The sequence below is a fragment of the Streptomyces sp. NPDC046712 genome (assembly GCF_040645695.1).
Lineage (GTDB): Bacteria > Actinomycetota > Actinomycetes > Streptomycetales > Streptomycetaceae > Streptomyces.
On the sequence record NZ_JBEYYW010000013.1, the window covers coordinates 202079 to 208584 of the forward strand.

6 protein-coding genes are annotated in these 6506 nt (G+C 71.7%); 3 read left to right on the forward strand and 3 right to left on the reverse strand.

Translation table 11 applies throughout. The features are described from left to right. Positions 1-153: 153 nt before the first annotated feature. Positions 154-1677 carry a substrate-binding domain-containing protein gene (locus tag ABZ939_RS19315; RefSeq protein WP_361856147.1) on the forward strand — a complete coding sequence of 508 codons (1524 nt, stop codon included), beginning with the start codon at positions 154-156 and terminating at the stop codon, positions 1675-1677. Positions 1678-1703: 26 nt separating this feature from the next. Further along, positions 1704-3557 carry a serine/threonine-protein kinase gene (locus tag ABZ939_RS19320; RefSeq protein ID WP_361856150.1) on the forward strand — a complete coding sequence of 618 codons (1854 nt, stop codon included), beginning with the start codon at positions 1704-1706 and terminating at the stop codon, positions 3555-3557. Positions 3558-3589: 32 nt separating this feature from the next. Here ABZ939_RS19320 and ABZ939_RS19325 read toward each other — a convergent pair whose 3' ends face one another. From ABZ939_RS19325 to ABZ939_RS19335, 3 genes are all read right to left on the reverse strand, one after another. Further along, entirely contained in the window at positions 3590-3919 is a 330-nt protein-coding gene (locus tag ABZ939_RS19325) for a hypothetical protein (RefSeq protein ID WP_361856153.1), read from the reverse strand. Then, positions 3916-4563: a DUF6232 family protein gene (locus ABZ939_RS19330; RefSeq protein ID WP_361856156.1), complete on the reverse strand. Its 648-nt coding sequence runs from the start codon at positions 4561-4563 to the stop codon at positions 3916-3918. Before ABZ939_RS19330 ends, ABZ939_RS19325 begins: the two co-directional genes overlap by 4 nt. 63 nt (positions 4564-4626) lie before the next feature. Beyond that, positions 4627-5526, reverse strand: a complete 900-nt coding sequence (locus ABZ939_RS19335) for a LysR substrate-binding domain-containing protein (protein ID WP_361856159.1) — start codon at positions 5524-5526, stop codon at positions 4627-4629. Between the two features lie 98 nt (positions 5527-5624). Here ABZ939_RS19335 and ABZ939_RS19340 point away from each other — a divergent pair, with 98 nt between their 5' ends. Continuing rightward, positions 5625-6458, forward strand: a complete 834-nt coding sequence (locus ABZ939_RS19340; protein ID WP_361856161.1) for an oxidoreductase — start codon at positions 5625-5627, stop codon at positions 6456-6458. Positions 6459-6506 lie beyond the last annotated feature (48 nt).

Genomic DNA, 6506 nt, shown 5'->3' on the forward strand with positions numbered 1-6506 from the left:
CCGACAGCCCCCTCGTGGCCATTACACCCACGGTCCTCACCCCCGGCAACAGATGCTCCGCCAACCCGTGCCCCGTTGAACGAAGCGAGAACTCCAGGTGGCCACCTGCGACCTCCCCCACAGAACCGCACACGCGTCCGTACCGTCTCGGGCGTGGACTGGCTTACCGCCGAGAACGTCATCGCCGTGGTCACCGCGCTCCTCGGTGTCCTCGTCTCCGCCGGTGTGGTCGCGTACGAGCGCTTCCTGCAGCGGGGCCGAAGGCTGGGCTACCGCGTGCAGCTCAACACGCCGCTCCGCGACGCGGACGAGACCGCCGGCGACCTGACCCTGCGGGACGGCGAGATCGGCGATGCCAACGGCTTCACGCTCGTGCTGCTCCGGATCGAGAACGACGGCCTCCGGGACATCAACCACAGCGACTACACGGAGGGGGACGACTCCGGAGGGCTGAAGATCACCTTCGGCAACAGGGAGGTACAGGCGGTCGTCGCCACGATCCTGCGGCGCTTCGAGCCGGTGAAGATCGACATGAGCGCGGGTCCCGGGCTGCGCAAGCACGAGACCTCCGTCCTCATCCCCAAGGTCTCGCTCGAGCGGAAGCAGTACTTCAAGCTGCTCGTCCTGCTCTCCGGCAATGTCCTCGAACGCGCGATCCGGATCACCGGCCTGCGTGAATCGGTCGAGGTCCACCTCAACAAGAGCATGAGCGTCGACGACCGGAGACCGACGTTCAGCCCCGCGGCCCGGAACATCACCCTGGTCCTCGCGGCATGCGTGGTCGCCCTCGCCACGATCATCGTCCGAAGCGAGGAGCCACCACCCATCGGGTGCGCCCGGGGCACACTCACGGTCACCGGCTCCACCGCGTTCGCCCCGGCCGTACGGGAGCTGGCGAAGAAGTACGAGAAAGACTGCGAGGGATCCACCATCGTGGTGGACGCGCACGGCTCGACCGCGGGCATACGGGCGCTGGCGGCGGCCGGCGCCACGAGCGGCAAGGGCTCCCCCGCCGTCGTGGCGCTCTCCGACGGGCGCAAGCCCGGCGGCTACCCACAGCTGCGCGAGAGCATGGTCGCCGTCTCCCTCTTCACCCTCGTCCTCAACGACGGGATACCGGTCACGAACCTCACCCTCGACCAGGTCCGCCGCCTGTACCAGGGCAGGATCACCAACTGGAACCAGATCCCCGGCGGGCCGGACCGTCCGGTCCTGCTGGTCAGCCGGGACGCCAACTCCGGAACCCGCGAGGTCTTCCAGCGCCGGGTCCTCGGCCGCAACGAGCCCGCGAACTCGTCCCTGGACTGCGTGACGAAGGACGACGTGTCGGCCCCGGTCGTACGCTGCGAACTCGACAGCACGGACCAGGTGCTGTCGACCGTCGCCAAGCTTCCGGGCGCCATCGGCTACACCGAACTCCGCTCCGGCAGCGGGCTGAAGGGCCTGCACCGGGTGGCCATCGACGGCCGGGTGCCGAACGTGGACGAGATCGGCGCGTCCACGTACCCGTACCGGGAGATCGAGTACGCCTACACCTGGGGTCAGCCCCCCGCCGACTCGCTGACCTCCAGTTTCCTCACCTACCTGAACCGGGGCAGCGGCCAGGACGTCATCCGCACCCACGGCCACCTGCCCTGCGCGACGCCCAAGGGCCTGCGGATCTGCGGCGACGGTTGAACGCACGTCTGGCATCCTCTTTCGACGTGGAGCCATTGAACCCGGAAGACCCGGTCAGCATCGGCCCGTTCCGTCTGCTCGGCCGGCTGGGGGTCGGCGGGATGGGCCGGGTGTTCCTGGCGCGCTCGGCGGGCGGCCGGACCGTCGCGGTGAAGGTCGTGCACGCCGAACTGGCCGCGCAGGACGAGTTCAGGCGGCGGTTCGCCCGCGAGGTCGCCGCCCTGGAGCGCGTCGGCGGCACGGGCACGACCCCGGTCCTCGGCTCCGACACGGCGGCCCAGGCTCCTTGGGTGGCCATCGGTTACGTACCGGGGCCGTCGCTCCGCACCGTGGTGGGCGACGAGTTCGGGCCGCTGCCGCCCGCGACCGTACGCGCGCTCGCGGCCGGGCTCGCGCGGGCGCTCACCCATGTGCACGCCGCCGGGCTCGTCCACCGCGATCTGAAGCCGTCCAACGTCCTGCTCACCGTGGACGGCCCGCAGATCATCGACTTCGGCATCGCCCGCGCCGTCGACACCATCACCGACGGAGGGCTGACCAGCACCGGCGCGGTGGTCGGCTCGCCCGGCTTCATGTCCCCCGAGCAGGTGCGCGGCGAGAAGCTGACCCCGGCCTCGGACATCTTCTGCCTCGGCTCGGTCCTCGCGTACGCGGCGACCGGCAACTCCCCGTTCGGTACGGCGGACAGCGGCGTCCACGCCACGATGTTCCGCATCGCGCACGACGAGCCCGACCTGACGGGCCTCGCGCCCGAACTCGCCGGTCTGGTGCGGGCCTGCCTCGGCAAGGACCCGGCGGCCCGGCCCTCGGCCGCCGAGCTGGTGGAGACGATCACGGTCGCCGACCCGTGGCTGCCCGCGGAGGTGCTGGCCCGCCTCGGGCGGCACGCCGCGCGGGTCCTGGAGGCCGAGGCGGAGGCGACGTCCACCGACGGCACCCCGGCCGGTCCCGGCGACCCCACACCCCCGCCCGCCCCGAAGGCGCCCGAGCGGCGGCGCACCGGCCTGATCGCCGCCGCCACGGCCCTCGTGGTCGCCGCGGCGGCCACCGCCACGTACGTCTTCTGGCCGGCCCCGGACAGGGGCATCGACGAGCAGAAGAACCGGGCCCGCGGGACCGGCAGCGTGGCACCCCGCCCGGCCGGGATCGTTCCCGCCGCCTTCCTCGGCGCCTGGGAGGGCGTACTGCGCGGCTCGGCCGACCACCCCCGCGAGACCGTCCGGATCGAGCTCACGCAGGGCGCGGCGAACGCGAAGGCTGCCACGTACGTCCAGGTGGCCGACGAGCACCTGTGCATGGGCCGGTCCCGGCTCGTCTCCGCCGACGAGGACAAGGTGGTCCTCGGTGAGTCCGACGTCACCACCAGCGTGCCGACCGGGCGCTGCACCGCCGCCGCCCACCAGACCCTCTCCCTGCGCTCCCCGGACGTCCTGGAGTGGACCTCGGGCGCGGCGAAGGCGACCTTCCGCAAGGCGCGAACGGGTACGGACATCGTCCCCGCGACGCTCGTCGGCACCTGGAAGATGAAGAACGACCCGCTGGTCTACGGCGAGAACGCCGACCGCTACACCGACGAGGTGACCATCACCCAGGGCCCCATCGGCGCCCCCGTCTTCCGCAACGTGCAGGTCTACCCCCGCCAGGACGACGAGGGCAACCTCACCGGGGACGCGGTCAGCTGCACCTGGACGGCTCTGCTGGCCGGCTCCGGCACCCCGCTGGTCATCGGCCCCGGAACCCCCGACCCGGACGCCTCTGACGCCGACTGCCACGAGAACGGCAACTCCGGCTATCTGACGGTCGTCCGCTCGGAGGGCAAGGAGCGGCTACTGGTCTTCCCCATGCTCGACGGTGAGCCGGGCGAGTACTACCGGCGCTAGGGCCTGTCCGACCCTGATCCGCCGGACAGGCCCTAGCCGCCGAGGAGTTGCAGGGCGGCGCGGGTGGCGTCGAGCAGGGGCTGGCCGATGTTCCCGGCCATCCCCGCCACGGCCTCGAGGACGTGGAGGGCACTGCGCCGGGCCTGCGGCTCGGCGTCGGAGCCCGGGGCGAGGGCGGGGAGCGCGCTGTCGAGGGAGCCCTGCGCCTCGGCCGGGATGCTGTCCCGCAACTCCGCGACGCGGTCGAGCACCCGCAGCAACGCCTGCTCCAGCGCCGGGGAACCGTGGTGGTGCACGATCCCCTGGTTGCCGTCGCCGTACATGTTCACCGCGTCGCCGAAGTAGTAGTTGTCGCCGCTCATGCGTTCGTGATCCCCACGTTGCCGCTGCCGTACATGTTCACGGCGTCGCCGAAGTAGTAGTTGCTGGGCCTGCTGATCATCACCTGTTCCACGTGCACGCGGAACTCGTTCTCGGGGTTCTCGATGGCGTCCGTGATGGTGCGCACGAGCCCGATCAGGTAACCGCGGTCCCGGCTGGTGACCACCGCCACCGACGGGCCGGAGGTCTCGACCGCAAGGACGAAGTGGGACCTGGCCAGCACCACGCTGAGCATGTCGCCGATGAAGTAGATCGCGCAGCACACGACGACGAACCACAGGAACGGGGTGAGGTCGCCCGAGTCACTGTCGTAGGAGTCGTAGGACGAGAAGGACCGCTCGTCCGTGAACGCGGCCAGCAGCAGCCCCACCAGAATCGTGACGGCGATCCGCTTCAGGAAGCGCACGAACGCCTCGCCACGGCGCGGAGTGAGCGTGAAGGTGTAGACGCGGGCGACGTTCTGCAGCGGATACGCCGCCCCGCCCACCCACAGCAACCGCTTGCTGACCTTGAGCTCGATCCCGCCCGAGATCCTCGGCGGCTCGGGCGGCGGCGGAGGTGTGGTCGGCGGTGGCGTCGACGGCGGTGGCGTGGACGGCGGTGGTGGCGTCTTCGGCTCTTCCATCTGTCCCCCTGTTCCGACGGTGCGCCAAGTGTGACGGGAGGAAGGGAAGTTGACGAGAGGGAATCAGGGCAGAGTGCGGGCCGCCGCAGCCCTGGCGTAGTCCTGGACGAGCCGCCGGGTGTCGTCCGCACGCCAGGCCAGGGCGAAGCGGCTAGGGGACACCCCGTCGACGGGCCGGACGACGACCCCGCCCCGGGTGAGCAGCGGCGCGTTGCCGGCCGCCACCAGGCAGATGCCGAGGCCGTCGACGAGGGCCTCGTACGTCTCGTCCGTACTGGCGATCTCCCCGCCGATCACCAGGGGCCGGCCGTCGCGGGCGTCCAGCGCCAGCCAGTGGTCGCGCAGGTCGGGCGTGGTGGCGGGCAGGGCGAGGAACGGCTCGTCGAGCAGTTCGGCGAAGCGGACGCGCTCGCGCCCGGCGAGCGGGTGCGACTCGGGGAGGGCGATCAGACGGGGTTCGGTGGCGACCACGACCCAGCGGTAGCGCCCGGCGTCCGCCAGGGGCAGCCAGACGAAGGCGACGTCGCTCGTCCCGTCGGCGAGCCCCGCCGTCGGGTCCTCCCAGCCCACCTGCCGCAGCTTCAGCCGGATCTCCGGGTGGGCCTCGGTGAAGCGGGAGCGGATCGCGGGCAGCAGACCGCCCCGGCCGGGGCTGGTGGACATCCCGACGACCAGGGTGGCCTCTTCGGCCGCGCGGGCCCGCCGTACGGCCTCGTCCGCCTCCGTCCATGCGGCGAGCACGGCGCGGGCGTGCGGCAGCAGCGCCGTACCGACGGGGGTGAGGCGGACGCCGTGCCGGTCACGGTCGAAGAGCGGGGCGCCGAGCTGCCGCTCCAGGGCCCTGATCTGCTTGCTCAGCGCGGGCTGGGAGACGTACAGCTTCTCGGCGGCGCGGGTGAAGTGCAGCTCCTCGGCGACGGCGACGAAGTACCTCAGGTCCCGCCCGTGCACATCCGTGGTCATGCCCATGGGCTATCACGACAGATCTTGGACCGGCAACGGCCTTGTGGCACAGGCTTGTTGTGTCACCGAGAGACGTCATCGACGAGGGAGTCACGGACATGAGCAAGGTCTGGCTGATCACGGGCGCGAACAGCGGCTTCGGACGCGCCTTCGCGGAGGCGGCGATCGGGGCCGGCGACGTGGTCGTGGCCGCCGCCCGCCGGGTCGAGTCCCTGGACGACCTGGTCGCCGCCCACCCCGACCAGGTGGACGCGGTCGCGCTCGACGTCACCGACACGGCCGCGATCGACAGGGTCGTACGGGATGTCACCGAGCGGCACGGCCGTATCGACGTCCTGGTGAACAACGCGGGCCGCACGCACGTCGGTTCGGTCGAGGAGACCGCCGACGCCGAACTCCGCTCGCTCTTCGACGTGCACATCTTCGGCCCGGCGGCGCTGACCCGCGCGGTCCTGCCGCACATGCGGGCCCGCCGCTCGGGCGCGATCGTGCAGCTCAGCAGCGTGGGCGGGCAGATGTCGATGGCCGGCTTCGGCGCGTACAGCGCGACGAAGTTCGCCCTGGAGGGGATGTCGGAGGCGCTGGCCGCCGAGGTGCGTCCGCTCGGCATCGACGTCCTAATCGTGGAGCCGGGCGCCTTCCGCACGAGCCTGTTCGGGAACCACAGCCTGAGCGGGGACGGGATCGCCGACTACGCGGACACGGTGGGGGCGACGCGCGCGTACGTGGAGACGGGTGGCGGCACGCAGGCGGGCGACCCGGCGAAGGCGGCGGCGGCCGTCCTCAAGGCCCTCGACGCGGAGGAGACCCCGCTGCGGCTGGCGCTGGGCGACGACTCGATCGACACGATCCTGGGGCACCTGGACCAGGTCCGCGCGGACCTGACCGCGTGGGAGAAGGTCGGCCGGGACACGAAGCTGGGCGACCAGTAACAACCCGTTGTGGGCATTCGTTCCGCTGGGCGGAACGAATGCCCATAG